Source organism: Streptomyces sp. NBC_01381 (assembly GCF_026340305.1).
In the GTDB taxonomy this organism is placed as follows: domain Bacteria; phylum Actinomycetota; class Actinomycetes; order Streptomycetales; family Streptomycetaceae; genus Streptomyces.
The window spans coordinates 1,080,577-1,102,995 of the sequence record NZ_JAPEPI010000001.1 but is presented as its reverse complement, the minus strand read 5'-3'; the positions used below and the strand labels follow the sequence as shown (position 1 = coordinate 1,102,995).

Genomic DNA, 22,419 nt, shown 5'->3' with positions numbered 1-22,419 from the left:
GGCCATGGCGAAGAAGCTCGTGATCAAGGTGACCGCGGGGGCCGATGCCCCCGAGCGCTGCTCGCAGGCGTTCACGGTGGCGGCCGTGGCCGTGGCCAGCGGGGTGGAGGTCTCGCTCTGGCTGACCGGCGAGTCGTCCTGGTTCGCGCTGCCGGGTCGCGCCGCGGAGTTCGAGCTTCCGCACGCGGCGCCGCTGCCGGACCTGATCGCGTCGATCCTCGCCGCCGGCCAGATCACGCTCTGCACGCAGTGCGCCGCCCGCCGCGAGATCACGGAGAAGGACGTACTCGAAGGAGTGCGGATCGCGGGCGCGCAGGTCTTTGTGCAGGAGGCCATGACGGACGGCACGCAGGCCCTCGTCTACTGACGGGGTCGGCGCTTCCCGTCGAGCTCGTCCCACCACTCGTCGGACTTCGAGTCCCCCGAGGGGTCGTCCCACCAGCGGTCCTCGGGACCGCGGCGGTTGGCGACCATCGCGGCAACCGGCGGGATCACCATCGCCACCACACACATCCCGACGGCGACCGGGATGGACCAGAGCCGTACGACGCCCCACGCCAGGACGAAGAGGGCGATGCACGTGCCCATCATGGCGAAGTAGGCGTGCCGCCTTCGCGCGTACATACGTCCAGCGTAAGCCGAAGGGCCGCACCCCGTTCCAGTGGCGTCCAACCCCTGGGGTGCGGCCCTTCAGCCGTCAGTGATCCGCTGTCGTCAGACCGCGATGGCGACCTCGGCGAGGCCGCCCGTCTGGGCGACGACCGTGCGGTCGGCCGTGCCGCCCGGGATGAGGGCGCGCAGCGTCCACGTGCCCTCGGCCGCGTAGAAGCGGAACTGGCCGGTCGCCGAGGTGGGGACCTCGGCCGTGAACTCGCCGGTCGAGTCGAGCAGGCGGACGTAGCCGCTGACGGGCTCGCCGTCGCGGGTCACCTGGCCCTGGATGGTGGTCTCGCCGGGCTTGATCGTCGAGGCGTCGGGGCCGCCTGCCTTCGCTCCACACATATGCGTTGTCCTAACTGCTCACTACTGCTGGCTGCGGTTCGGGAGGGTTACTTGTTGGCGCCGAGCTCGATCGGGACGCCGACGAGGGAGCCGTACTCGGTCCACGAGCCGTCGTAGTTCTTGACGTTCTCGACGCCGAGGAGCTCGTGCAGCACGAACCAGGTGAGCGCCGAGCGCTCACCGATGCGGCAGTACGCGATGGTGTCCTTGGCCAGGTCGACCTGCTCGTCGGCGTACAGCTCCTTGAGCTCGTCGTCCGACTTGAAGGTGCCGTCGTCCTTGGCGTTCTTCGACCACGGGATGTTGCGCGCGGACGGGACGTGGCCCGGACGCTGCGACTGCTCCTGCGGAAGGTGCGCCGGGGCGAGCAGCTTGCCGCTGAACTCGTCGGGCGAACGGACGTCGACCAGGTTCTGCGAGCCGATCGCGTTCACGACGTCGTCGCGGAAGGCGCGGATCGAGGTGTCCTGGGGCTTGGCCTTGTACGAGGTGGCCGCGAGCTGCGGCACCTGGTCGCCGTCGACCAGGTCGCGGGAGTCGAGCTCCCACTTCTTGCGGCCGCCGTCGAGGAGCTTCACGTCCTGGTGGCCGTAGAGCTTGAAGTACCAGAAGGCGTAGGACGCGAACCAGTTGTTGTTGCCGCCGTAGAGGACGACGGTCGTGTCGTTCGCGATGCCCTTGGCCGAGAGGAGCTTCTCGAAGCCCTCCTGGTCGACGAAGTCGCGGCGGACCGGGTCCTGGAGGTCGGTGGTCCAGTCGATGCGGACCGCGTTCTTGATGTGGTTCTTGTCGTACGCGGAGGTGTCTTCGTCGACCTCGACGATGACAACCTTCGGGTCGTCGATGTGGGCCTCGACCCAGTCGGCGTCTACCAGGACGTCGCTGCGGCTCATACTTCTTCTCCTCCGGGGCAGTTGCGGCGGGGCTGCGGTGCTGTGCGAGGGGTTGCCGGTACGGGCGGTGATCACGCGGTGGCGCGGCGTACACGGCACGGGGTGGCCCTGACGGGGGTCAACGGGCCTGGGGGATGCGGGAGTCGGAGCTCCCGCTCAGAAGGTGCGACAGAGCATGGCGGCGACGCGGCACAGGTCTACTGCCCGCCGCTTCGTGAGGTCCGCCTGTTGTTGCATGCGTCCGATCGTAGGTACGCAGGGGCGGCCGTGTCACCGGCGTGTCGGATGATGAGACGCGATCATCCGCATACTGGGATTCGTTGAACGTAAAAGCCGCCCGCGCGAGAGCGGGGGCGGTGTTCACCCCCGCCGCATCCATCGCGCGGACGGCTCTGTCTCGTACTGCGGAACGGCCGCTGTACGCGGCCCCGCGCGGCGTCAGCCGGACAGCTTCACGTTCGTGCCCTTGACCGAGATGTTCACGCCGTCCTGCGCGGCCTTCACCTCGTCGATCTTGATGCCGCCCGGAAGGCCGCCGACCTTCTCCTCGAAGTCCGTGACATCGCGGACGAGCCCCTCGGGCAGCGGAATGGTCACACCCATGACCTCGAGGTTCTTCGGGATCTCATCGGCGTGCACCTTGATGGTGTCGTCCTCGACCCGGACCGAGCTCAGCACATGCACCGGCTTCGGCAGCTTCACGCCGCCCTTGCTCACCTCGACCTCGACCTTGATCTTGCCGTCACCGCCGTCGGAGAGGCCGACCACCTTGCCGGTGGCGCCGAGCGGCAGCTTGACCGGCTCGCCCTGGGACTCCTTGAGCAGCTCGTCGTAGGAGATACGGGCCGTTCCGGTGGCCTTCTCGGCGGTCGCGGAGCTGTAGTCGCCGGAGAACTCGACGCCCTGCATCCGGGCGTTCAGATCGGCGATGCGGATCTTGTCGGAGCCGGAGGTGGCGTCGTAGTCCTTGATGCCGATCTCGACGTCGTCGAGCGTGCCGCCGACGACCTGGGTCAGGAAGGGGAAGCCCTTGATCGAGACGTCCGGCGTCTCGCTGAGTCCCTCGCTGGTACGCAGCTTGTCCGCGACCTCGTCCTCGGCGAATCCCACCGCGAGACGGTCGGCGCCCACGAACAGGCCGCCCAGGATCACGACGACGATCAGAAGTATTCGCACTGCGCGCTTGCTCATGTCCGGTGTTCCCCCACCTTGTCCCCCGGGTCAACTGTCGTTGCCGCGAGCCTAAAGGACAGGTCCCCGGCCGGAGAGCCCGGCCGGGGACCTGTCGATCAGCTGTGACGATCAGTTGTACGCCGATTCAGCCGATGACACGGCCGAGTACGTAGACGGCCGGGGCGGCGGCCGCGAGCGGCAGGGCGACGCCCGCCGTCATGTGCACGAAGCGGGACGGGTAGTCGTAGCTGGCCACCCGGTGGCCGATCAGCGCGCAGACACCGGCGCCGATGCCGAGCAGGGCGCCCTTGCTGCCGTAGTCGGTCATGCCGCCGACGGCGACGCCCGCCCCGGCGGCGGCGAGCAGCGCGACGACCACGGAGGCGGCCGTCGGCAGCGGAAGGGCGCGGGCCAGGACGGCCACGGCCACGGCGATGGCACCCACCGTCACGGCGTCGTCCGCCGCCGCGAGGTGCCCGGCCGCGACGATCGCGAGCGCGGCGGAGGCGACGGTGGCCATGAGCCCGTACATCCGCTCGTCGGCGGAGGCACGGCTGCGCAGCTGCAGCACCAGCACGAGCAGCACCCAGACGCCCAGGGTGCCCAGGATCGCGGCGGGCGCGTTCTCCTTGCCGGTGGCGAGCAGCGCGATGTCGGCCACGACACCGCCGAGGAAGGCGAGCGCGATGCCCTGCCGGGCGGGCCACATCCCGTTCAGCCGGAACCACCCGGCGGCGGTGACGGCCTGCAGGATGACCAGCGGTACGAGCAGCGCGTACTGCCCGACGGCGGCACCAGCGGCGAGCAGCAGCCCGAGCACGGCGGTGATCCCCGCGGGCTGAATCCCGGGCTCAATGATCGGCGAACGCCCTTCGGCACGGGCGCGCTGGGCGTCGGTGACACGGGGGTTGCCGGTGGTGGTGGCGGGTCCGTAGGAATCCGATTCGGCTGCCTCGTCCATGGGCAGGCGTCCCGCAGGGCGAGTGGGGCCACTGCCGGGTTCCGCATAGACGGGTGGAGGGGAGCCGTACGACGCGGCGGCCTGCGGAGGCAGAGGCTGCCCGTAAGCCTGCGGAGGCAGATACGCCGTGTCCGTCACGTCCGCCACAGGGGACGGCTGGATCTGCGTGTCCCAGGTCTGCCCCTCCCACTGCTGGGTGTAGGCGTCCTGGGCGTACCCCTGCTGGGGGTACTGCTGCTGTTCCGGCGGGTACTGCTGCTCAGGGGGATACCCCTGCTGCTGATAGGGGTCGTACCCCTCGTACCCCTGATACGGCTGATCGCTCATAGCGCGCCTCACCCTCCTGCGAACGGCGGGAGCACCTCGACCGTGCCGCCCTCGGCCAGCCGTACCGTCTCATGCCCACGGGTCCCCACGGGGTCACCGTCGACGAGGAACGAGCATCGCTGCAGCACACGGACGAGCTCCCCGGGGTGCCGCTCCCGCGCCGCGTCCAGCGCCTCGGCGAGCGTCCCGGCCGCGTACGGCTCCTCGGCGATCCCCGCGGCCGCCTTGGCCGCGGCCCAGTAACGAATGGTGCCGTTCACCATGCGGCGCTCTCCTCTCGATAGGTCAGTCGGCGGTTGCCGACGTCCATGATGCCGTGGCCCACTCGGCGATCCGACCGAGGAGCGCGTCGTCCGCCGCGTGCTCGGCGTGCCCCATGCCCGCCTCCAGCCACAGTTCCGCCCCGCCCTCCGCGGCAGCGGCCAGCATCCGCGGGTGGTCGACGGGGAAGTACGGGTCCCGGTCCCCGTGCACGATGAGCAGCGGCGTCGGCGCGATCCGCGGGACCGACTCGACCGGCGAGAGCGGGACCGGGTCCCACTCGTCCGGGTGGATACGGGTCCGCAGGCCGAGCCGCCCCACAGCCCGCCCCACCGGCCGCGTCACCAGCCAGTGCAGCCGCCGCATCGGCGCGGTCCCCCGGTAGTACCAGCGGGCCGGCGCGCTCACCGCGATCACCGCGTCAACCCGCGCTTCCGTGCGCCCCCCGTGCGCGGAACCGCTGAGCGCCGCGTGCCGCAGGACCACCGAGCCGCCCATCGAGAAGCCCACGGTCACCACCCGCGCATGCCCGAGCGACCGCGCCCACTCCACGGCGGCCGCCAGATCGAGCACCTCGCGGTCGCCGACCGTGGAGAGCCCGCCGGACGCCCCGTGCCCCCGGAAGGAGAAGGTGATCACGGCCGCACGCTGCGTGAAGACGCCCGCCGCGCGGCGCACGTGGGGCCGCTCCAGGTCGCCCGTGAAGCCGTGCGCGAGCACGATCGCGAGGTCGCACGCCGGGTCGGATCCGGGGTCGTACGCGGCGTCGATGTCGACGCCGTCCCGTGTACGGAGCGTTGCGCGCCGTTGAACACGGGAGGGAGTGCGAGTGATCGGCGGCACAGAAGATCCCGCCGCTTGGCCTGCCGGACCGGAAGTCATGTGGGCTATTCTCCTTGGCAGAGGATCCGGGCAGCGAAGCCCCCGGGTCCTTTCGTGCTTTCTGAGGCCTTGTATACGAACGAGCGAATCGGTCGTTACGAAGCCTGAGGAACCGCACGTGGGAAGCCCAGGGCGCGGGCTCCCCGCCGCAGGAATCAGTACGAAGCAGTGCCGTAAACGTCCTCGCAGGGACCGAGGAGGAACCGACGTTATGGGCGAGCGAACCGTGCACGACCGTAAGACGACCCAGGCAGGTGGGCGGCGATGAGTTCTCTGCTGCTCCTCACCAATGCCCTTCAGCCGTCGACGGAGGTGCTTCCCGCCCTCGGCCTGCTGCTGCACAACGTGCGGGTGGCCCCCGCCGAAGGCCCGGCCCTCGTCGACACCCCTGGTGCCGACGTCATCCTGATCGACGGCCGCCGTGACCTCCCGCAGGTCCGCAGCCTCTGCCAGCTCCTCCGCTCCACGGGACCGGGCTGTCCGCTCGTCCTCGTCGTGACGGAGGGCGGCCTCGCGGCCGTCACCGCCGACTGGGGCATCGACGACGTACTTCTCGACACGGCAGGTCCGGCCGAGGTCGAGGCGCGCCTCCGCCTCGCGATGGGCCGCCAGCAGATCGTCGCCGACGACTCCCCCATGGAGATCCGCAACGGCGATCTCTCCGTGGACGAGGCGACGTACAGCGCGAAGCTGAAGGGCCGGGTCCTCGACCTGACCTTCAAGGAGTTCGAGCTGCTCAAGTACCTGGCGCAGCACCCGGGCCGCGTCTTCACGCGCGCCCAGCTCCTCCAGGAGGTCTGGGGCTACGACTACTTCGGCGGCACGCGGACGGTCGACGTACACGTACGGCGGCTGCGCGCGAAGCTCGGCGTCGAGCACGAGTCGCTCATCGGAACCGTCCGAAATGTCGGCTACCGCTTCGTCACGCCCGAGAAGGTCGAACGTGCGGCCGACGGGGAGAAGGCGAAGGCGGCGAGGCCGCGGGCGGAGGGGGAGGGCGAGGAGGCCGCGGGGAATGCGGCACCCGCCGCGGCGCCCGCCCCCGTGTCTCCGCCGAAGGAAGCTGCCGTACGCCCTGCCCAGCGGTAGTTCCATCCGCGTAGACTCCGCGCGTGGCCAAGGTGACTCGGGATGACGTGGCGCGACTTGCGGGTACTTCCACCGCCGTCGTCAGCTACGTGATCAACAACGGACCCCGGCCGGTTGCCCCGGCCACGCGCGAGCGTGTACTCGCCGCGATCAAAGAGCTGGGGTACCGGCCGGACCGGGTCGCCCAGGCCATGGCGTCGCGGCGGACCGACCTCATAGGCATGATCGTGCCGGACGCCAGGCAGCCGTTCTTCGCGGAGATGACCCACGCGGTGGAGCAGGCGGCGTCCGAGCGCGGAAAAATGGTGCTCGTCGGCAACACGGACTACGTGGCCGAGCGCGAGACCCATTACCTGCGGGCGTTCCTGGGCATGCAGGTCTCCGGCCTCATCCTCGTCAGCCACGCCCTGTCGGACAACGCCGCCGCCGAGATCGACGCGTGGGACGCGCGGGTCGTGCTGCTCCACGAGCGGCCCGAGGCGATGGACGACGTGGCCGTCGTGACGGACGACCTGGGCGGCGCCCAGCTCGCCACGCGGCACCTGCTCGAACACGGCCATGAGTACGTCGCCTGCGTCGGCGGCACGGCCGATACCCCGACCGTCGGCGACCCCGTCTCCGACCACGTCGAGGGCTGGCGGCGGGCCATGCGGGAGGCCGGCCTTTCGGTGGAGGGGCGGCTTTTCGAGGCGCCGTACAACCGCTACGACGCGTACCAGATGGCCCTGGAGCTGCTGGCGCGTCCCGATCGCCCGACCGCGATCTTCTGCTCGACGGACGACCAGGCGATCGGTGTGCTGCGGGCGGCGCGGGAGCTACGCATCGACGTGCCCGGGGAGCTGGCGGTCGCCGGCTTCGACGACGTGAAGGAAGCGGGTCTGACGGACCCGCCCCTGACCACGGTGGCCTCTGACCGCCCCGCGATGGCCCGCGCGGCGGTGGACCTGGTCCTGGACGACGGACTCCGCGTGGCGGGCTCCCGCCGGGAACGCCTGAAGCTGTTCCCCTCACGGCTGGTCGTCCGCCAGTCCTGCGGCTGCAACTGAGGGCAATCGAGAAGGGGGTCCCCCCTGCTCATTAAGAGCTTGGGGGAGGGCGGGAAAGATCCGCCGCGAAGCGGCGGCCTTTATAACGGGCATACGCGGTTCTACTGGGGTTCTCAGGGCGTCCTCAGGCCGCTCTCATCAAGGCCCCGCAGCCTAGATCCCATGACCGAAACCTTCCGCCACAGCGGCGAGTACCCTCAGCAGCCGCAGGGCGCGTACCCACCTCCGCCCGCTTACGCACCGGAAGAGCCCCCGAAGCCGCCGCGCCGGCGGGCGAAGGGCCCCCTCGCGCTTCTCGCCGCCGTGGCCATCGCGGCAGCGGCCATCGGCGGCGGCACCGCCTACGCGTTCCAGGAGCTGACCGGCGACGACAGCTCGTCGAGCTCCAACGCCACCAGTACGGACGTCGTGCCCACCAGCCAGAAGGGCACCGTCTCCGGCGTGGCCGAGGCCGTCAGCCCCAGCATCGTCGAGATCAGCGCCAAGTCGAGCGCGGGCTCCGCCACCGGCTCCGGCGTGATCATCACGGACGACGGCGAGATCATCACCAACAACCACGTGATCTCCGGCGCCTCGTCGGTCAAGGTCACGACGGACGACGGCAAGTCGTACACCGCCAAGGTCGTCGGCACCGACAGCAAGAAGGATCTGGCGCTGATCAAGCTCCAGGGCGCGTCGGGCCTGAAGGCCGCGAGCCTCGGCGACTCGGACAACGTCAAGATCGGCCAGGACGTCGTGGCGATCGGCTCCCCCGAGGGCCTGACCGGCACCGTCACCAGCGGCATCATCTCCGCCCTCGACCGCGACGTCACCGTGTCGACGGACGAGGGGCAGCAGCAGCCGGGCGGCGGCGAAGGCGGCTGGCCGTTCGAGTACGGCGGCGAGCAGTTCAACGGCGACACCGGCTCGTCGAAGACGACGTACAAGGCCCTGCAGACCGACGCATCGCTCAACCCCGGCAACTCCGGCGGCGCCCTCATCGACATGAACGGCAACATCATCGGCATCAACTCCGCGATGTACTCGCCCAGTTCGTCCCAGAGCGGCAGCGGCGACTCCGGCTCGGGCAGTGTCGGCCTCGGCTTCGCCATCCCGGTCAACACGGTCAAGGCCGACCTCGACACGCTGCGGGCCGGCTCCACCGACTGACCCCGCGGCACACCCTTCGTACGACCTCAGGAGGCCCCATGACCGCCACCCGCACCGGCACCGTCATCACCGTCAACCGCGCCCGGCACGCGCTCGCCGTCAGCATCGGCTGGGGGCGGCTCGACACCGATCCGGCGGGCCTCGGCCTCCCGCTGACGGTCGCGCGTGAGCTGCACGGCGCGACCTCGAAGGAACGTGCCCCCGAAGTGGCGGCACCCCCGCGCACCGCCGCGCGCCGCAAGCCCCGCGCCCGCGTGCGAGGCTGATGAAGGACCCGTCCGAGACCCACGCACCCGAGGAACCGACACCGATGAGCCCCGCCGAAGGCGAACAGCAGCAGCGCATCCTGATCGTCGACGACGAGCCCGCCGTGCGGGAGGCGCTGCGGCGCAGTCTCGCCTTCGAGGGGTACGGCACCGAGGTCGCCGTCGACGGCGCCGACGCCCTGGAGAAGGCCGCCGCCTACCGGCCCGACCTCGTCGTACTGGACATCCAGATGCCCCGCATGGACGGCCTCACGGCGGCGCGCAGGCTCCGCTCCACCGGGTCGACCACACCCATCCTGATGCTGACCGCGCGCGACACCGTCGGCGACCGCGTCACCGGGCTCGACGCGGGCGCCGACGACTACCTGGTCAAGCCGTTCGAGCTCGACGAACTCTTCGCCCGCATCCGGGCGCTGCTGCGCCGCAGCTCGTACGCGGCCGCGTCCGGGCAGGCCGAGGAGGGCGACACCCTCGCCTTCGCCGATCTGCGGATGGACCTGGCGACGCGCGAGGTGACGCGGGACGCGCGGACGGTCGAACTGACCCGCACCGAATTCACCCTCCTCGAGATGTTCCTCGCGCACCCCCGGCAGGTCCTGACGCGCGAGCAGATCCTCAAGGCCGTCTGGGGCTTCGACTTCGAGCCCTCCTCCAACTCCCTTGATGTGTACGTGATGTACCTGCGCCGCAAGACGGAGGCGGGCGGCGAGCCGCGCCTCGTGCACACGGTGCGGGGCGTGGGATACGTACTGCGGGCGGGCGAGTGAAAGGGCTCGTCCGGCGGTACCGGTCCATGCCGTTGCGCTCGCGCTTGGCGTTGCTGGTGACATCCGCGGTGGCACTGGCCGTCGCGGCCGTCGCGGTGTCGTGCTGGTTGCTGACCCGCGACCAGCTCCGGGAGCAGATGGACGACTCACTGCGCAGCCTCAACGTGGGCGGCGCCTACCTCGGGGAGACGGTGGCCAACTGCCGCGACACCGGCCAGTCCCCCAACGACGAGACAGCGCCGGGCACCACCACCGTCTTCGTGCAGGTCGTCCAGCCGGACGGCACACGCTGCGTGGGACGCGGCTCCACACCCGTGGTGGTCGAGGACTCGGACCTGGTGGTGGCCCAGCACCTACGGGAGCAGACCCTCCACGACGGCAAGACCGACAGCGGCCAGCCGGTGCGCGTTCTGACCCAGACACAGGGCAACGTCACCGTCTCGCTGTCCCGTCCGCTCTCAGAGGTCGACACCCCGCTGAACAGGCTTGCCCTGCTGCTCGCCTTCGTCGCCGGAATCGGCGTCATCGGCGCCGGCGCCGCGGGCCTGTGGGTGGCCCGCACCGGCCTGCGCCCCGTCGACGAGCTCACCATGGCCGTCGAGCACGTCGCCCGCACCGAGGACCTGAACCTCCGCATCCCCGTCGACGGCGACGACGAGATCGCCCGGCTCTCGGAGTCGTTCAACTCCATGACCGCGTCCCTCGCCTCCTCGCGCGACCTGCAGCAGCAGCTCATCGCCGACGCGGGGCACGAGCTGCGCACCCCCCTCACCTCGCTCCGTACGAACATCGAGCTGCTCGCCCGCAGCGAGGAGACCGGACGGGCCATTCCGCCCGACGACCGCAAGGCGCTGCTCGCATCCGTCACGGCGCAGATGACCGAACTCGCCGCGCTGATCGGGGACTTGCAGGAGCTGTCGCGTACGGACGCGGGGCCCGGCGGCGGCAAGGTCCAGGTGGTCGCGCTGCACGACATCGTGGAGGCGGCCCTGGAGCGGGCACGCCTGCGCGGGCCCGAGCTGACGTTCACCGCGGACCTCGCGCCCTGGTTCGTGCGCGCGGAGCCGGCGGCGCTCGAGCGGGCCATCGTGAACATCCTGGACAACGCGGTGAAGTTCGGGCCGCCGGGCTCGACGGTCGAGGTGGCCCTTCAGGCCGGCACGCTGACCGTCCGCGACCACGGCCCCGGCATCCCGGCCGACGAGCTCCCGCACGTCTTCGACCGTTTCTGGCGCTCCCCCTCGGCCCGCAGCCTCCCCGGCTCCGGCCTCGGCCTGTCGATCGTGGCCCGCACGGTGCACCAGTCCGGCGGCGAGGTGGAGCTGCGGCCCGCGTCGGGCGGCGGCACCGTGGCGACGGTGCGCCTCCCCGGGGCGGCTGCTCCCCCGCCGAAAACGCCTGATCAGGCCGGTGCTTAACCCGGCATCTCCGTGCGTTCCCACCATTCGTAGACAGGCAGGCTGCCTTCGGGGGTGTCCTGGTGGCGTGCGGTGGCTCGGAAATGCTCGTATCCGCCGCGGAACTGGATCTTGAGTTCGTTTCCGGGCGGGGTGATGTCAACGATCCGTTGAGGCAGATCGTCGGGGCCGCCCTCAAGGACCGCCTTCGGTGTGTTGGTCATGCGGAGAGTCTCCCCGCAGGGCCGTCCGGCTCTTCGGTGACGCGCCGGGGCGCGGCCTCACTTGCCGATGCCGAGCCCCGCCCCGATCACCTGCACCCTGATCCCGTCCTTCTGCACGCTGACGTCCTGCAGCCACACGTTGCCCGACCCGGGCAGCTTCGGCAGGCGGAAGGCGAGCGTCAGGCGGTCGGCGAGCACGGGGCGGGTGAGCTCGGAGAGGCCCTTGAGGAGAGCGGGGTCCAGGCCCAGCTTCTTCAGGAGCTCGGGGTGGCCCATCGCGACGTCGATGAGGTTGAGGCCCATCACGTCGTTCACGAAGCGCGGGGAGCCGACCAGCTCGTTCAGCTTGGCGTCGCTCTGCAGCGCGCCGCTCACCACGGAGTCGGGGACGCCGAGCCGGTCGACGATCGACGGGACGGAGAGCAGCGCCTTCGCCTTGGCGGTCTCCTTGGTGAGCCGGTCCGCCGTGGCCTTGGTGAGGTGCAGGCCCTCGGATTCGCGGGTGCCGGGCCGGTAGGTCGCCAGGTCGCCGATCTGCAGGCTCATCCGGCCGATGTCGGTGGAGATGCCGCGGTCGCCGTTGCGCTGGATGCGGGCGTCGGCGCGCACCTTCAGGTCGTGTCCGGCGACGGGCAGCGTGCCGCGGGCGAGCACCTGGTCGCGGCCGTGGCCGCTGAACGTGACCTGGGAGGCGCCCAGTTCGCGGTTGAGGTCCTCGAAGGAGAGCAGCACCTCGCCGTGCATCTCGCGGATGAGGGCGCCCTTGATGTCGGTGGGGCCGTCGCCGGTTATCTGTACGTCGGTGGCGGTGGCGGAGACCTGGGCGAGCGAGATCCGGTCGGCGGCGACGTCGGGGACGGTGACCTTGACCTTGTCCACGCGCTGGTCGAGCACCTGGGTGAGGAAGGGGAAGCCCTCGATGTCGACCTCGGGCGCGGCGCTCAGGTGCAGGGAATCCTTGAGCTTCTCCGCGGCCTCGTGCTCGGCGTAGAGCAGGGCCCAGCGGTCACCGAGTGCGAGGAAGGCGGTGGCGACAAGGAGGGCGACGACAGCCTTCCCGGCGAGCGGAAGCCCGGCGAAGCGGTTACGGCGGCGCCTGCCGCGGCGGTGGTTCGGGGGCTGCCAGGGTGCGTCGTCCTCGTCCGTGCCGTCGGCCTCTTCGTGGAGGAACTCCTCCAGGGGGTTCGGCGACGCGAGGGCGCCCAGCTCGTCGTACGGGTTGAGCGGAGCGGTCGTTTCCGCGGGCGACTCGCCTGCTGCCGATGCGACTGATGCCGATGCGTCTGATGCTTCAGGGGGAACCGATTCGGCGTGCCAACCATCAGACGGGTAGGCCTGGTTGCGATCGGGCGGAAGCGTGGCCATGCGGTGGGGGGAACGCATCAGCTGATTTCACCATACGTTCACACCCCACCCCAAGCCTTACTGACAGTAAGTACCGTTTTCGGCCACTTACTGAGTGCGCTTGTTAACGCGTCATTCACTTCCCGCTTCACTTCACGACGGTGATCCTGTCCGCCTTGGGCGGCGTGAACGGCTTGTCCGCCGAGGAGTTGGCCGTCAGATACTCGTTGAACGCCTTCAGGTCATCGCCGCCGACCAGCGGCTTAGAGCCCTTGCCGAGCTCCGGGAAGCCGTCGCCGCCGCCCGCGAGGAATGAGTTCATCGCCACACGGTAGGTGGCGGCCGGATCTATCGCCTTGCCGCCCAGCTTGATGGAGTCGGTGACGACGCGGTCGGCGCCGGTCTTGGTCATGTCGAGGGTGTACGTCAGGCCGTCCGAGATCTGCAGGATCTTCGGGGACGCCTCGTTGGGCCCGCTCACCTGCTGCTTGAGCCCGGTGATGAGCTGCGCGCCGGTGAGGTCGACGAGATTGACCGTGTTGCTGAACGGCTGCACGGTGAAGCCCTCGCCGTACGTCACCACACCGTCGCCCTCGCCTCCGCTGGCCTTGAAGACCAGGTCGGAGCGGATGCCGCCCGGGTTCATCAGCGCCAGATCCGTCTCCGGGTCGAGCGACTTGCCGTGCGCGAGCTGCGCGTCCGCGATCAGGTCGCCGAGCGGCGCCTCGGGGGCGCCTGCGCCGCGGCCCGGGATGTCGGCGGAGATGAAGCCGACGGGCTTGTTGGCGACGGGCTCGGCCAGCTTGTTCCAGCGCCCGATGAGCGAGGTCATGTCCTTGGCCTTGGCCTGCTCACGGCCGACGACGTGGTTCGCCGACTTCACCGACGTACGGACGATGTCCTTCGTCTTCCGGTCGTACGTGAGGGTCGTGTCCGTGTAGAGCTTCCCGTAGGAGGAGGCGGACGTGACCATGCGGGGCTTGCCCGCCGGGTCCGGGATGGTGCACACGTACGCGGAGTGCGTGTGGCCCGTGACCAGCGCGTCGACCTTCGGCGTGATGCCCTTGGCTATGTCGGTGATGGGTCCGGAGATGCCGTCGCCCGCGCCCGGGGAGTCACAGTCGTAGTTGTACGCCTGGCTCGCGGGCGAGCCGCCCTCGTGGATCAGCGTGACGATCGACTTCACGCCCTGCTTGTCCAGCTCCTTGGCGTACTTGTTGACCGTCTTGATCTCGTCGTGGAACTTCAGCCCCTTGACGCCGTCGGCGGAGACGATGTCGGGCGTGCCCTCGAGGGTCACTCCGATGAAGCCGATCTTCACGCCCTTGTGCTTCCACACCCAGTAGGGCTTGAGGATGGGCTTGTCCGTCTTCTCGTCGGTCACATTCGCCGCGAGATAGGGGTAGTCGGCCCCCTTGAACTTCTTGCCCTCCTCGAAGCAGCCGTCCTTGGGGTGACAGCCGCCCTTCTGCATACGGGCCAGCTCCTTGGCCCCCTCGTCGAACTCGTGGTTCCCGACGCTGGTGACGTCGAGGTCCAGCTTGTTCATGGCCTCGATGGTCGGCTCGTCGTGGAAGAGGCCGGAGAGCAGCGGGCTCGCGCCGATGAGGTCGCCGGCCGCCGCGGTCACGCTGTAGGGCTTGTCCTTGCGGGCCGTACGGAGCGACGTGGCGAGGTACTCGGCGCCGCCCGCGTCGATCTTTTTCTCGGTCCCGTCGGGCTGCTTCTCCGTCACCTGGCCCGAGGAACCGGCCGGCGGCTGCAGATTGCCGTGGAAGTCGTTGAAGGACAGCAGCTGCACATCGACCGTGCGCTTCTTGGCGGCGGCGGCGCCCGCGTGGTCCTGCCCCGCGTTCGCGGGCAGCGCGGCCGCCATCGCGCCGAGCGTGGCGATACCGGCGGCGACGGCGAGCAGGCGGGTGGCCCGGCGTCTGGTTCTGCGCGGCTGTGGTGTGGCTGACACGTGTCCCCCTGGGATGGGTGTGAGACGGCTGGAGGCGGTGACACTCCGTGCGCAGCCTAGGGTCAACGCGCGTAGCGCGACAGGGGGTTGCCGGTTACGGGTGGGTTGCCATCGAGCGCATTGAAGGTGCCTCCGGGCTGCGTCGGTTCCGGCCGCGGCTACGATCCCCCCGCGCTCTCCGCGAGCAGCGAGTAGGCGGCCTCAGCCGTCCGGCCCGCCGCCGTGTCGGCCGGTGCGTGCGCGAGGAATTCCTCCGTCGGCCCGGAGAAAGCGATCGCCCCCACGTCGAGCACCGTGACATGGTCGGCCTCTTCGGCGAGGTCGGTCACATCGTGCGTCGACATGAGCACCTGCACCCCGGCATCGGTGACCTGTTGCAACAGCTCTCGGAAGACCCGGCGTTGGCGTGGGTCCATGCCGGCCGTCGGCTCGTCGAGGAGCAGCACGCGAGCACCGTGGACCAGGGCAGAGGCAACTCCGACACGGCGCAGCTGGCCTCCGGAGAGGCGCTTCACCTTGGTGTCGGTCTGAGGCGTGAGCCCGACCCGGTCGAGCGCGCCGGCCGCCTGTTCCCAGGCGTCGGCCTTGGCCATCCCCTTGAGCCACCCCGTGTACGCGACCTGCTCGCGGGCGGTGAGGCCGGACATGGCGGTGATGTGCTGCGGCATCCAGGCGACGGCCTGCCGGTATCCCTTGGTGCCCGCCGCGAGGCCGTCGAAGGTGACGGTTCCCGCGCGTGGACGGCTGACCGATGCGGCGAGGCGCAACGCCGTCGACTTCCCGGCGCCGTTGGGACCGAGCAGGATCGTCAGCCCTTGCGGAAGGCGGTACGTGAAGTCCTTCAGCACGGGGGGCAGCCACCGGCGATAGGCAAAGGTGCAGGCGGACAGTTCCAGGGTCGTACGGCTCATGCGGCATTCCTCGAAGTGCGGATCAGTACGGCGAGACCGACGGCGATGGCCAGCGCGGCGGCGACCAGCGAGGACGGGGAGCCGGCGGGCTGGCCGACGACCGTCCAGGGATAGGGGTCCCGCGAGGGCGAGAACCCGAAGAAGACGACCAGGGCCAGCCATGACGGGGCGGCCATGACGGCGGCCTGTCCGGCCAAGGGCCGCAGGCACAGCACCAATCCGGCCAGGAAGGCGGCGTCCCGTCCCGTTCCCGACGCTCCGGCCGCGCCCGATCCGGCCAGTTGGGACACCGCGAGACCGGTGCCCGCAGCCGTTGCCATGGCGGCGAGGACGAGTGCGCTGTCGTGCGCCCAGACCGGGCGGACCGCGACGTCCTCGGCCTCCGTGAGCCGACTGTCCAGACACCAGGCCAGAGCAGCGACCACGGGAACCGGGGTGAACAGCATGAGGGGCACGGACACGGACGCGGACGCGGGAAGGGAGAGTACGGGCACGGCCGCGCCGCCCTGGAAAGCGAGCACCAGCAGCGCGAAGGCCACGAGTGCGGCACAGAGGACCCCTGCGCGACGGGCCTTGAGCCACCAGAGCGCTCCGGTGTCCAGCGCCACGCCGTCCCTCACCGGGACTCCCCGCAGGCGGCACGCAGCGTGTGCCGATACCAGTCGCCCTGACGGCTCTCGGGGAGCCGTGTGCCCTCCCTGAACTCCTTCTCCGCCCGTTCCTGCAGAGCGACCTCTTCGGGGTCACCGGCGCTGAACTCCCGCAAGAGAGCCCGGTATTCGCGATCCGTGTCGGTCACCGTCGTCGCCCAGAGGGAGGCGGCCACCACCAGTGTCCTGTCCGGTCGGCGGCATGGTGGCGTGACGGCTTCCACCGTGATCTGGTAGCGCAGATCACCGCTGCGGACGGCAGAGCTGAGCGGCGGGCGCCAGACGTGGGCGGTGGAGCGTTCACTCCCCTCCATGCGCCCCTCGGTGACGCTGTCCTTGACCAGTCGTGGGGTGAGCGTGACGCCTGCCGCACGGAAGTCCTCAAGGACCCGGCCCGCTTCGGCCCGTGCGGGGCCGAGGGTGTCCTTGAACAGCGCCGGTACGCACACCTGGGGCGCTTTCCCGGCACAGGCCATGGGGGCCTGGTCGACCAGGAGAGGCGGATTGGCGTCCCAACTGCTCGTCATCGCCCGCGCGGTGCCGGTACCGGCCACCGCCACCACCAGGGCAAGGCCAACCCGCGCCGTGGTACGCGACAGGCGGACCCAGCCGAGGGCGACGGCACAGGCGAGGCTGCCGGTGAAGAGCACATGCGGCAACAGCGCCCCGTACGAGGTGGCCTCGCCGAACATGAAGTCGTTGAAGTATCCGCCGGATACATGCCGCGGCCACATCGTGTCGAAGGTGACGGTGTACGAGACGGCCGCCCAGACCACGACAGCCATGACAGGAGCGGCAAGCCCCTTCGGCACGTACATACCGACCGCGCAACCGATCACCGCATGCGCCACGCACACCACGAGGGCGAGCCACAGGGGCCGCAGACTGACCTCGGTCGGCCACACCCCGTAGTCCGCGAGCGCCAGGACGACGGGGACGATCAACATGAGCCAGCCGAGAGCGACAACCGGCCACAGCGTTTCCGCAGCTACCCGGTACCGCGATCTGGCGGGAGCCAGCTGCAGCCCCCCGCCCTCCTTCAGCCGTCCGCTCTCCCACGCGGAGAGTGCGGACACGACCGCATAGGCAAGGGCGTAGGAGTAATACAGGGGCGCGGAGACGATCGTGGGGGCATAGCCGAAATCAGGGGACTCCGGCTTGCTGGCGCCAGTGAGGTAGTAGAGGACCGGCACGCCCAGGGCGAGCGGGGCGGCCCACAGGGCACTGCTGGATCGCAGCCGGGTACGGAATCGCACGTTGTTCTCCGCGCTTGTGTGTGCAAAGTGGAGCTGGAGAGGGGAGCCGAGGGTCGGGCGGGAGCCCAAGGCCCCCGCCCGATGTCGTGCCTACCCGTGGCTGTTCCTGGTCCACACGTGGACCTCGTAGACACTCACCTTGTTGGCACCGCGGAGCTTCCCTATCTCAAAGTAGTACTTCCCCCTGGGCAGCCCGCGCCAGGCGCCACGGCTGACGTTCTTCGGGTAGCGGGCGGTAGCACACTTCTTGAACGTCTTCTCGCCGTAACTCGGGTCCGGCGCCATGGACTTGTGCCGGCGCATCTTGACCCCGACGCTCTTCAGGCCGTTCGGGTCACACCCGGTGAAGGTGACTCTGTTGTAGCCGTCATCCTTCCAACGGCGGGACTCCTGCCCGGACACGAAGTCGAAGATGGTCCCGCTCCAGTTCGCGTGGGCGGGCGGGCTCGCCACCATCGCGAAGGCCGCGGCGCCTGCTGACACCGCGGCTAATTTGGACATGAGGCGTTTCGTGTGCACAGTACTCCCCCTGGGAATGGATTCGGTCGGAACCAGGGCGGAGCGCACAAACATGCAGAACTCCCCCCAGGTCTGCATCTTTGACCCTATGGCATGCACTGATCATCGATCAAGGAGAATCGAGCACACTGGCAGATGTCCGGCTCACCAACACCCCACTGTGTCAGTGGCGTTGTCCAGTCCCGGACTCAGGTTTTGCGCCAACCGGACGATCCTCCGGCACGTTCCCGCAAGGCCGCCCAAGCGGCGAGCGCGTCCGGTGAACTGCTCCGGGACCGGCCGCCGCCGTACCCTCGACACCATGACTGACGAGCAGCAGCCTCCCGCCCCCATGCGGCAGATCGACACCGTCGACGCCCTCACCCCCGCCCAGGCCGAAGCCGTGCTCGGGCTCATCGCGGACGCCGCCCGCGCGGACGGCCAGCAGGCCGTCTCCGAGCAGGGGCGGCTGCAGCTGCGGGGAGGTGCGCGGACGGGGGTGCGGCATCTGCTGCTGAGCGTCGACGGCGAGTTCATCGGGTACGCGCAGCTGGAGGACACCGACCCCATCGAGGCGCCCGCCGCCGAGCTGGTCGTGCACCCCGCGCACCGCGGCCGGGGACACGGCCGCGCGCTCGGCACGGCGCTGCTCGGGGAGTCCGGCCGCCGGCTGCGGATCTGGGCGCACGGCGGGCACTCCGCCGCGCGGCACCTGGCGCAGGTACTCGGCCTGACCCTCTTCCGTGAACTGCGGCAGATGCGGCGGACCTTGGGGGATCTCGATCTGCCCGAGCCGGTCCTTCCGGAAGGGGTCTCCGTACGTACCTTCGTCCCCGGCCAGGACGACGCGGCCTGGCTCGCGGTGAACGCGGACGCCTTCGCCCACCACCCCGAGCAGGGCTCGCTCACCCAGCGCGACCTGGACGACCGCAAGGCGGAGCCGTGGTTCGACCCTGCGGGGTTCTTCCTCGCCGAGCGCGAGGGCGAGGGCGACGGCGAGCTCGTCGGCTTCCACTGGACCAAGGTGCACGCCGATGAGCAGCTGGGTGAGGTGTACGTCGTCGGGGTGCGCTCGGGCGCGCAGGGCGGCGGCCTCGGCAAGGCGCTGACGACGATCGGCCTCAACCACCTCGCGGCGGCGGGCCTGCCGACGGCGATGCTGTACGTGGACGCGGACAACAAGGCCGCGGTGAGCGTCTACGAACGGCTCGGGTTCATCACGCACGAGACAGATCTGATGTACCGGACGGAGTCCTGAGGGACGTAGACAGCAGACAGACAGGAAGGGCGCGGTGTTCCCCGGGGAACACCGCGCCCTTCGCGCGTCCTGGACATCCCGCTACTTCGGCGTGATCGGCTCCATGCACAGGGAGTACTGCACGCGGCCGCGCCGGGTTTGCTGGTACTCGGACTCGCCCGGAGCACACTCGGACTCGTTCATGCTCGTGACCTTGTATTCGGCCTCGGCGCTCGAGCAGTCGACGGTCTCCATGTCGGGGCTGCTGTTCGACCCCTTGTTCGCCATGCAGTCGCCGACCTCGGTGGCGTCGTCCGCGACCGCGGGCTCGCTGGCGGAGCTGCCGGGCTTATTGCTCGCGGGGCTCGTGGTGTTGCCCCGGCTCGTGTACCACCAGACACCCGCGATGACGCCCGCGATGAGCAGCGTCACCACCTTCATCAGGGGTGACTGCCGGTTGAACGAACCGCCACCACCGCCGCCGCCGCGCGGGCGCTGCGGCTGGGGCTGCTGGGGCTGCTGGGGCTGGAACTGCTGCTGCCCGTAGGGCTGTTGGGGCTGCTGACCGTACGGGGGCTGCTGCCCCTGGTACGGCTGCTGCCCGTAGGGCTGTTGCTGGTAGCCGCCCTGAGGCGGCGGAGGCATCGACAAGGTAAGTCCCCCGACTTCCCATACATGTTCACGTCATTCCGAGCGGCAGACGTTACAAGATCGAGCGCCTATTGACGGAACGCACCCCCTTGCACCACCCTTTCACTACTCAACTAGTGAAAGGGTGGTGCAAGGCATGGTCGAGTTCCGTATCGACCGGCGAAGCGGCGTCGCCACCTATCTCCAGATCGTCCAGCAGACCCGACAGGCCCTGCGCCTTGGCCTGTTGGAGCCGGGGGACAAGCTGCCCACGGCCCGTGAGGTCGTCGAGGCCACGGCCATCAACCCGAACACGGTCCTGAAGGCCTACCGCGAACTGGAACGCGAGGGCCTGGTCGAGGCCCGCCGCGGACTCGGCACCTTCGTACGGAAGTCGCTCGGCTCCGCACCCGCCGACTCCCCGCTGCGCGGCGAGCTCGACGCATGGGCCGCCAGCGCCCGCGCCGCCGGCATGGAGAGGGACGACGTCGCCGCGCTGTTCACCGCCGTACTCGAAGAGCACTTCGCGCAGCCAGAGCAGCCAGAGCAGCCCGGGCAGTCCGAGCAGTCCGAGCACGTATCCGAGGGGGACTCCGCATGACCGACACCGCCATCGAGGCGGCCGCGCTGGCCAAAAGTTACGGGAGGCGGGGCAGGGCCGCCCTCGGCGACTGCTCCTTCCGGCTGCCCGCCGGACGCGTCTGCGCGGTCGTCGGGCCCAACGGCGCGGGCAAGTCGACGCTGCTCGCCCTCGCCGCCGGGCTCTTCCGCCCGACCGGGGGCAGCATCACCGTCCTCGGCACCGACCCGGCCGCCGCCCGCGAGCGCATCGCGTACGTCGCCCAGGACAAGCCCCTGTATCCGCAGCTCAGCATCGCCGACACCCTGCGGCTCGGCGCGGAGCTGAACCCCGGGTGCTGGGACGCCGCCATCGCCGAACGCGTCGTATCTGAAGGGGAGTTGGACCAGAGGACCCGCATCCGCGCCCTCTCCGGCGGCCAGCGCACCCGAGTCGCACTCGCCCTCGCGCTCGGCAAGCGGGCCGAACTGCTGCTCCTGGACGAGCCGATGGCCGACCTCGACCCGCTCGCCCGCCACCAGCTGATGGGGACGCTGATGGCGGAGGCCGCCGAGCACGGCACCACCGTCGTGATGTCCTCACACATCGTCGGCGAACTCGCCGACGCCTGCGACCACTTGCTCCTCGTATCCGGCGGGCAGGTGCGGCTCGGCGGCGGCATCGACGACCTTGTCACCGCACACGCCCTGGTCACCGGGCGCGGCCCGCTCGCCGAACTCGCCCCGCACACCGTCGTCGAGTCCCGCGCCACCGGGCGCGGCCTGACCGCGCTGATCCGGCCCGAAGGACCGGTCGGCGACGGCTGGGACGCCGAAGAGCCGTCCCTGGAGGAACTGTTGCTCGCCCATCTGCGCTCCCCCGACGCCGAGCCGCTCATGCTGCCCGGCACCACGGCCCCCGCCGGGCGCGAGGTGGCGGCATGAGCTCTCCACTCCTCCGCGGTCCGCGCTGGGCGGACGTCCGACTGCACCGCACCGCCCTGTGGACGGCGGGCGGCCTCATCGTCTTCGCGGCGGCGCTGACCGGCTACTTCCGGTGGGCCGCCGAGACCTACCCGACGGCGCTCGACGGCTGCGGGATCGGACCCTGCGAGAACTCGTTCCTCGGCTTCGCCAGTGCCCAGTCCCTCCTGAACGAGTACATGAGGAATGCCTCCCAGGCCTTCCTGCTCCTTCCCGTGCTGATCGGCGTCTTCGTCGCGGGCCCGATGACCGGCCGCGAGCTGGAGGCCGGACTGCACCGGCTCGCCTGGACCCAGTCGGTCACCCCGGCGCGCTGGCTCGCCTCGAAACTCACGGTGGCCGCGACACTGGGCGTCGCCGGGACGCTCGCCCTCATGGGGGTCTTCCAGCTCGGCGCCTCCGGCATTCCGGGCCGCTGGAACCTCTCGTGGGCCGACCGGGGCGTGTACGAGGCGACGGGACCCACGCTCGTCGCGTACTGCCTGCTCGCCGTGGCCGTCGGCGCGCTCGCCGGACTGCTCGTACGCCGCACGCTGCTCGCCATGTCCCTCACGGGCCTCGTCACCGGCGGCGTCCTCCTGGCCCTGGGCAGCCTGCGCTGGGACCTGTTCCCGGTGAGCACGGTCTCGGGGCGCGCCTCGGGCACGCCCCTGAGCTACACGATGCATGGCCTCCCGCAGAACTCCCTCATCATGGACACGGGCGTCCACAACGCGGCCGGTGAACGCTTCATCGCCGGCCAGTGCTCCCCCGGCCAGATGGCCAACTTTCCCTGCCCGTCCGACACCCGCATCACCGGCTGGTACGCGGAATTCCATCCCCATTCCCACTTCTGGTACGTCCAGTTGATCGAGACCGGGATCGTCCTCGCCCTCACCGCGGCGGCCGGATATGCCGCGTTCCGGGTGCTCAGGCGCCGTACGCCCTGACAAACGGGCACCCGGAAGGACA

27 protein-coding genes are annotated in these 22,419 nt (G+C 70.2%); 11 read left to right on the top strand and 16 right to left on the bottom strand.

Annotation, left to right across the window (positions count from 1 at the left end):
• Window positions 1-4 precede the first annotated feature (4 nt).
• On the top strand, window positions 5-367 hold the full coding sequence (locus OG453_RS05335) for a DsrE family protein (protein ID WP_266864967.1): 363 nt from the start codon (window positions 5-7) through the stop codon (window positions 365-367).
• On the opposite strand, the gene OG453_RS05330 is transcribed toward OG453_RS05335, so the two are convergent.
• From OG453_RS05330 to OG453_RS05300, 8 genes are all read right to left on the bottom strand, one after another.
• Window positions 361-624: a DUF3099 domain-containing protein gene (locus OG453_RS05330; RefSeq protein ID WP_266864965.1), complete on the bottom strand. Its 264-nt coding sequence runs from the start codon at window positions 622-624 to the stop codon at window positions 361-363. The two genes, OG453_RS05335 and OG453_RS05330, sit on opposite strands and share 7 nt — an antisense overlap.
• A gap of 90 nt (window positions 625-714) precedes the next feature.
• The gene (locus tag OG453_RS05325; protein WP_160505842.1) at window positions 715-1,002 is read right to left on the bottom strand and encodes a DUF1416 domain-containing protein; all 288 of its coding nucleotides are present in this window, start codon (window positions 1,000-1,002) and stop codon (window positions 715-717) included.
• Between the two features lie 47 nt (window positions 1,003-1,049).
• Entirely contained in the window at window positions 1,050-1,895 is an 846-nt protein-coding gene (locus OG453_RS05320; RefSeq protein ID WP_266864962.1) for a sulfurtransferase, read from the bottom strand.
• Between the two features lie 156 nt (window positions 1,896-2,051).
• A complete protein-coding gene (locus tag OG453_RS45320; RefSeq protein WP_353962298.1) occupies window positions 2,052-2,132 on the bottom strand; it encodes an Ms5788A family Cys-rich leader peptide in 81 nt (26 codons plus the stop codon).
• 201 nt (window positions 2,133-2,333) lie between these two features.
• A complete protein-coding gene (locus tag OG453_RS05315; protein WP_266864960.1) occupies window positions 2,334-3,086 on the bottom strand; it encodes a DUF2993 domain-containing protein in 753 nt (250 codons plus the stop codon).
• Between the two features lie 127 nt (window positions 3,087-3,213).
• A complete protein-coding gene (locus OG453_RS05310; protein WP_266864958.1) occupies window positions 3,214-4,356 on the bottom strand; it encodes a hypothetical protein in 1,143 nt (380 codons plus the stop codon).
• Between the two features lie 8 nt (window positions 4,357-4,364).
• Complete coding sequence (locus tag OG453_RS05305; RefSeq protein ID WP_266864956.1) at window positions 4,365-4,619, bottom strand: MoaD/ThiS family protein; 255 nt, start codon at window positions 4,617-4,619, stop codon at window positions 4,365-4,367.
• Window positions 4,620-4,641: 22 nt separating this feature from the next.
• Complete coding sequence (locus OG453_RS05300; RefSeq protein WP_266864954.1) at window positions 4,642-5,499, bottom strand: alpha/beta hydrolase; 858 nt, start codon at window positions 5,497-5,499, stop codon at window positions 4,642-4,644.
• A 264-nt stretch (window positions 5,500-5,763) separates the two neighbouring features.
• Here OG453_RS05300 and OG453_RS05295 point away from each other — a divergent pair, with 264 nt between their 5' ends.
• The 6 genes from OG453_RS05295 to OG453_RS05270 all read left to right on the top strand — a co-directional run bounded on the left by OG453_RS05295 (window position 5,764) and on the right by OG453_RS05270 (window position 11,234).
• The gene (locus OG453_RS05295) at window positions 5,764-6,588 is read left to right on the top strand and encodes a response regulator transcription factor (protein ID WP_266864953.1); all 825 of its coding nucleotides are present in this window, start codon (window positions 5,764-5,766) and stop codon (window positions 6,586-6,588) included.
• Between the two features lie 23 nt (window positions 6,589-6,611).
• Window positions 6,612-7,634, top strand: a complete 1,023-nt coding sequence (locus tag OG453_RS05290) for a LacI family DNA-binding transcriptional regulator (protein WP_266864951.1) — start codon at window positions 6,612-6,614, stop codon at window positions 7,632-7,634.
• Window positions 7,635-7,796: 162 nt separating this feature from the next.
• Window positions 7,797-8,783 (top strand): S1C family serine protease, encoded by a 987-nt coding sequence (locus OG453_RS05285; protein WP_266864949.1) that lies wholly within the window; start codon window positions 7,797-7,799, stop codon window positions 8,781-8,783.
• A gap of 38 nt (window positions 8,784-8,821) precedes the next feature.
• Window positions 8,822-9,049: a hypothetical protein gene (locus tag OG453_RS05280; RefSeq protein ID WP_266864947.1), complete on the top strand. Its 228-nt coding sequence runs from the start codon at window positions 8,822-8,824 to the stop codon at window positions 9,047-9,049.
• A 44-nt stretch (window positions 9,050-9,093) separates the two neighbouring features.
• On the top strand, window positions 9,094-9,816 hold the full coding sequence (locus tag OG453_RS05275) for a response regulator transcription factor (protein WP_266864945.1): 723 nt from the start codon (window positions 9,094-9,096) through the stop codon (window positions 9,814-9,816).
• Between the two features lie 26 nt (window positions 9,817-9,842).
• Window positions 9,843-11,234 carry a HAMP domain-containing sensor histidine kinase gene (locus tag OG453_RS05270; RefSeq protein WP_323178608.1) on the top strand — a complete coding sequence of 464 codons (1,392 nt, stop codon included), beginning with the start codon at window positions 9,843-9,845 and terminating at the stop codon, window positions 11,232-11,234.
• Here OG453_RS05270 and OG453_RS05265 read toward each other — a convergent pair.
• From OG453_RS05265 to OG453_RS05235, 7 genes are all read right to left on the bottom strand, one after another.
• Window positions 11,231-11,437, bottom strand: a complete 207-nt coding sequence (locus tag OG453_RS05265; RefSeq protein WP_266864941.1) for a DUF5988 family protein — start codon at window positions 11,435-11,437, stop codon at window positions 11,231-11,233. The genes OG453_RS05270 and OG453_RS05265 overlap by 4 nt on opposite strands.
• 57 nt (window positions 11,438-11,494) lie before the next feature.
• On the bottom strand, window positions 11,495-12,820 hold the full coding sequence (locus OG453_RS05260; protein WP_266864939.1) for a DUF2993 domain-containing protein: 1,326 nt from the start codon (window positions 12,818-12,820) through the stop codon (window positions 11,495-11,497).
• Window positions 12,821-12,929: 109 nt separating this feature from the next.
• Window positions 12,930-14,744: a bifunctional UDP-sugar hydrolase/5'-nucleotidase gene (locus tag OG453_RS05255; RefSeq protein ID WP_266864937.1), complete on the bottom strand. Its 1,815-nt coding sequence runs from the start codon at window positions 14,742-14,744 to the stop codon at window positions 12,930-12,932.
• A gap of 158 nt (window positions 14,745-14,902) precedes the next feature.
• Window positions 14,903-15,655, bottom strand: a complete 753-nt coding sequence (locus OG453_RS05250; protein WP_266864935.1) for an ATP-binding cassette domain-containing protein — start codon at window positions 15,653-15,655, stop codon at window positions 14,903-14,905.
• A complete protein-coding gene (locus OG453_RS05245; protein WP_266864933.1) occupies window positions 15,652-16,275 on the bottom strand; it encodes a hypothetical protein in 624 nt (207 codons plus the stop codon). Before OG453_RS05245 ends, OG453_RS05250 begins: the two co-directional genes overlap by 4 nt.
• Window positions 16,272-17,561 (bottom strand): hypothetical protein, encoded by a 1,290-nt coding sequence (locus OG453_RS05240; protein ID WP_266864931.1) that lies wholly within the window; start codon window positions 17,559-17,561, stop codon window positions 16,272-16,274. The genes OG453_RS05245 and OG453_RS05240 overlap by 4 nt, the downstream gene beginning before the upstream one ends.
• Before the next feature lie 90 nt (window positions 17,562-17,651).
• A complete protein-coding gene (locus OG453_RS05235) occupies window positions 17,652-18,044 on the bottom strand; it encodes a hypothetical protein (RefSeq protein ID WP_266864929.1) in 393 nt (130 codons plus the stop codon).
• Between the two features lie 337 nt (window positions 18,045-18,381).
• Between OG453_RS05235 and mshD the strand changes: the two genes are divergently transcribed.
• On the top strand, window positions 18,382-19,317 hold the full coding sequence (gene mshD, locus OG453_RS05230) for a mycothiol synthase (protein WP_266864927.1): 936 nt from the start codon (window positions 18,382-18,384) through the stop codon (window positions 19,315-19,317).
• Window positions 19,318-19,398: 81 nt separating this feature from the next.
• On the opposite strand, the gene OG453_RS05225 is transcribed toward mshD, so the two are convergent.
• Entirely contained in the window at window positions 19,399-19,941 is a 543-nt protein-coding gene (locus tag OG453_RS05225) for a hypothetical protein (protein WP_266864925.1), read from the bottom strand.
• Window positions 19,942-20,083: 142 nt separating this feature from the next.
• Between OG453_RS05225 and OG453_RS05220 the strand changes: the two genes are divergently transcribed.
• The 3 genes from OG453_RS05220 to OG453_RS05210 are packed head-to-tail and all read left to right on the top strand — an operon-like array spanning window position 20,084 to window position 22,397.
• Window positions 20,084-20,527, top strand: a complete 444-nt coding sequence (locus OG453_RS05220) for a GntR family transcriptional regulator (RefSeq protein ID WP_266864923.1) — start codon at window positions 20,084-20,086, stop codon at window positions 20,525-20,527.
• Window positions 20,524-21,429 carry an ABC transporter ATP-binding protein gene (locus OG453_RS05215; RefSeq protein ID WP_266864921.1) on the top strand — a complete coding sequence of 302 codons (906 nt, stop codon included), beginning with the start codon at window positions 20,524-20,526 and terminating at the stop codon, window positions 21,427-21,429. The genes OG453_RS05220 and OG453_RS05215 overlap by 4 nt, the downstream gene beginning before the upstream one ends.
• Window positions 21,426-22,397 (top strand): ABC transporter permease, encoded by a 972-nt coding sequence (locus OG453_RS05210; RefSeq protein ID WP_266864919.1) that lies wholly within the window; start codon window positions 21,426-21,428, stop codon window positions 22,395-22,397. The genes OG453_RS05215 and OG453_RS05210 overlap by 4 nt, the downstream gene beginning before the upstream one ends.
• Window positions 22,398-22,419 lie beyond the last annotated feature (22 nt).